This window comes from Steroidobacter sp., from assembly GCF_016790065.1.
GTDB lineage: Bacteria > Pseudomonadota > Gammaproteobacteria > Steroidobacterales > Steroidobacteraceae > Steroidobacter.
Genome location: NZ_JAEUPY010000770.1, coordinates 1 through 3,336 on the forward strand (window position 1 = coordinate 1; position 3,336 = coordinate 3,336).

Consider the following 3,336-nt stretch of genomic DNA (forward strand, 5'->3'; position numbering starts at 1 on the left):
TGAAGGGGCCCGAGCGCGAACTGCGGATCAGAGATCTGTCGACGCGCCGAGAACTCCGCTTCCCGGAAGTTGACGACTTCTACTTCAGTGAGGGCGGCGGCGTTGTTCTGGTCACTGGCAAGTCGAACTCGCACGCGTTGCGCTGGATCGATCTCAACGATGGTGAAGCGACCACGATCTGGCAAGGTCGCGGTCTTAGCAGCGGCGTCGTGTTCGACGAGAGCCATCGTCAGGTCGCGTTTGTGGTGGAGGAAGACAGTGCCGAACAGCCGAGGCGATCGTTCTGGCGCTACCGCGTCGGTGACGAGCGGGCCAGCATGGTGGCTGATGCGCAGGTGATGGGCCTCGACACCGATCTGCGGCTGCATGCGATTCGAGGATTCTCTAAAGACGGCACGCAACTGCTGGTCGATCTGCAGCCCGCCGACCTGCTCGGTCAGCCTCATGAAGATGCAGTCGACGTCGACGTTTGGAGTTATACAGACGAGAGATTGCAGTCTCAGCAACTCGCGGAATTGGCGGCGGGCAAGCCAGGGCGTAGCTATGCGGCCTTGCTCGATATCGACAAGCGAGCGTTGACCCGGGTAGAGCAAGTCAATGAAACACTCGGTGATAGAGCCTTCGATCCCGACCTCGGTGAGATGGCCTTGTTGGAGCGTCGCGCGGGAAATCCGGATCGCGGCGAGTACAGCTGGAACGCGGCCGCCAAGCTGTCGACCGAGATAGTGTTCTTCCGCGATGGCCGACGGACCGCGGTCGTCGACGGGAATCTTCCTTTGGAAGGGCGTCCGCAGCTTTCGCCGGCAGGACGCTTCGTCGTGTACTTCGATCCCGGCCGAGAGTCCTTCCTGAGTCGCGACGTCGTTTCCGGCGTGGTGCGCGATCTGGGGCAAGGCATCGACACGAGTTGGTATCGCTTCGATGCCGCTTGGCGGCCTGCGAGTTGGCAAAGGCTCCGTGGCATCGCCGGCTGGCTGCGTGACGATGCCGGCGTGCTGATCTACGACCGGTACGATCTATGGTTGCTGGACCCCAAAGGCGTGGCGACGCCGATCAATCTCACCAATGGATATGGCGGTCGTCATCAGATCATTTTCTCGGTGCGATCCCAGGTAGCGTCTCGCGACCGTATCTTTGCACCCGGCGAACGTCTCATCCTCACTGCCTTCGACCGGGTGAGTAAGCACAGCGGGTTCTTTGCTCGAAGCCTGCAAGGTGCGGCCGATCCACAGCGTTTGACGATGGGGTCTCATGCGTACCACCTTCCCCAAGGAGAAGGTTGGATGCCCATCAAGGCAAAGCATGCGCACCGATATCTGGTGCGGCGGGAGAGCGCCCGCGAGTCACCCAATTTTTTCGCGACCGCTGATTTCAAACGGTTCACGCGGCTGAGCGATTTGCATCCGGAGCGGCAATACAACGGCCTCGACGCGCAGTTGCTGACCTGGCAGCGTGATGACGGAGTGGCGACGCAGGGCATCCTGTACACACCGGAGGATTTCGACCCCACTCGCAAGTATCCCGTCATCTTCAACTACTACGAGTTAGTCACCGATGGCCTGCACGTCCATCGGCCGCTGCAGCCGCTGACTACGGGTTGCGAGATCAACGTCATGGCCTATGTGAGTCGGGGTTACGTGGTGATGAGGCCGGACATCCAATACGAGATCGGCAGAGTGCGCGACAGCGCGGTACGGGCCGTCATCTCGGCGGCGGAGCAGATGAAAAAGCTCCCGTGGATCGACGGCGCAAGAATGGGCGTGCAGGGCTGCAGCTTTGGCGGCATCGCTACCAACTCCATCGTCACCAGCACAGGGTTGTTCGCGGCGGCGGCGTCCTCATCGGGAATGGTCGATCTCATCAGTGCCTACGGGGGGGTGTGGTTGCCCGATCCCAAAGCGGCTTCGGCTGGCGCGAGTCTGCAAGGACTGTTCGAGACCGGCCAGCTCAGGATGAATGCGACCTTGTGGGAACGGCCGGATCTATACATCGATAACTCCGCCATCTTTCATGCCGACAAGGTGAGTACGCCGTTGCTGTTGATGCATACACGGGACGATGTCATTTGTCCGTTGGCAAATGCGGTTGAGTTTTTCACGGCCTTGCGCCGTCTGGGCAAGCCGGCGTGGTTGCTTCAGTACAACCGTGGCAACCATTCGTTGGAGGGTCGGTCCGCTGAGGATTTCAGCGTGCGCCTGGCGCAATTCTTCGATCACTATCTGCGCGACGCACCGCCGCCAAAATGGCTGACCGAAGGAGTGCCGGCGCGACTCAAGGGGATCGAGACGGGGCTCGAGTTGCAGCCCTCGGGATGAGCGATGCCTTGCGATTTTCGGGTGCGAACGCACCAGAACATTACCGGGACGATTGGCCGCAGGAATTCCTCCCATCGTCCTCAAAAAAAATGTTGCGAGCCCCATAATCCAAGGGATTTCGCGCGATAGGCGTTTGTAGATCCCGGGTCCTGGGTTAATGTGCCGCGGTGATGAATGAATCGCTCCACCGCTGGTTTGCTCGCGAGATCTGTGCCCACGAAGCGGCGTTGACCCGCTACATTGCCCGCGTCTGGCCGCGTCAGGCGGAGGTCGCAGACTTGCGGCACGAGGTCTACATCCGCGTGCTCGAAGCCGCGGCTCGCTCGCGCCCGCTATCGCCAAAATCGTTTCTGTTCACGACCACCCGTCATTTGCTCACCGACCGGGCGCGGCGTAACCGCATCGTCTCGATAGAGCTGCTGGAGGATTTGAATTCGCTGAACGTCTTGGTGGATGAGATTTCACCCGAACGGTTGACCAGCGCGCGGCAGCAGTTGCGCCGCGTCTCGGACATCCTCAACCAATTGCCAGACCGATGCCGGGACGTGGTCTGGATGCGGAAGGTGGAGAACCTTCCGCAGAAGCAAATCGCCGCGCGTCTGGGCATTGCAGAGACGACTGTGGAAAAGCATCTGGTGCGTGGCATGCAAATGCTGGGCGATTTATTTCATGGCGCGCCGACGGTCGATGCGGCCCACAAAGAGCAGAAGCGCGAGCGAGATGAGGCGCACGATGGAAAATAGCGCGCAAGTTCATGAGGCCGCGGCTGTGTGGCTGGCCAAGCGTGACTGTGGCGAGTGGACGCCTGAGGATGAGGCGAAGCTCGAAGCTTGGTTGAATGAATCCACCGGCAATCGCGTGGCGTTCATCCGATTGGAGTCTGCATGGCGTGAAGCTGATCGGATTGGGATGTTGGGTGTGGGCGTGAAGCCCGGTGTCATTCCGCCGCGTGATGATCCGAAACGCGGGCGCTGGCAGGTCGCTGCCAAACATCTTGCCAGTGCGGCCAGCATCGCTGCCT

At 60.6% G+C, this 3,336-nt stretch carries 3 protein-coding genes; all 3 read left to right on the top strand.

All coding sequences use genetic code 11. From position 1 onward, the window contains the following. The coding region (locus JNL55_RS31215; protein ID WP_293863794.1) for an alpha/beta hydrolase family protein at positions 1-2,315 on the top strand (2,315 nt) is incomplete at its 5' end. 170 nt (positions 2,316-2,485) lie between these two features. Beyond that, complete coding sequence (locus JNL55_RS31220; protein ID WP_293863797.1) at positions 2,486-3,058, top strand: RNA polymerase sigma factor; 573 nt, start codon at positions 2,486-2,488, stop codon at positions 3,056-3,058. After that, a partial coding sequence (locus JNL55_RS31225; protein WP_293863800.1) for a FecR/PupR family sigma factor regulator occupies positions 3,048-3,336 on the top strand: 289 nt, incomplete at its 3' end. The genes JNL55_RS31220 and JNL55_RS31225, both read left to right, overlap by 11 nt.

What these genes read in the sequence shown, in the direction of transcription:
- JNL55_RS31220 (WP_293863797.1), top strand. Translation starts at nt 2,486, where the DNA reads ATGAATGAATCGCTCCACCGCTGGTTTGCTCGCGAGATCTGTGCCCAC.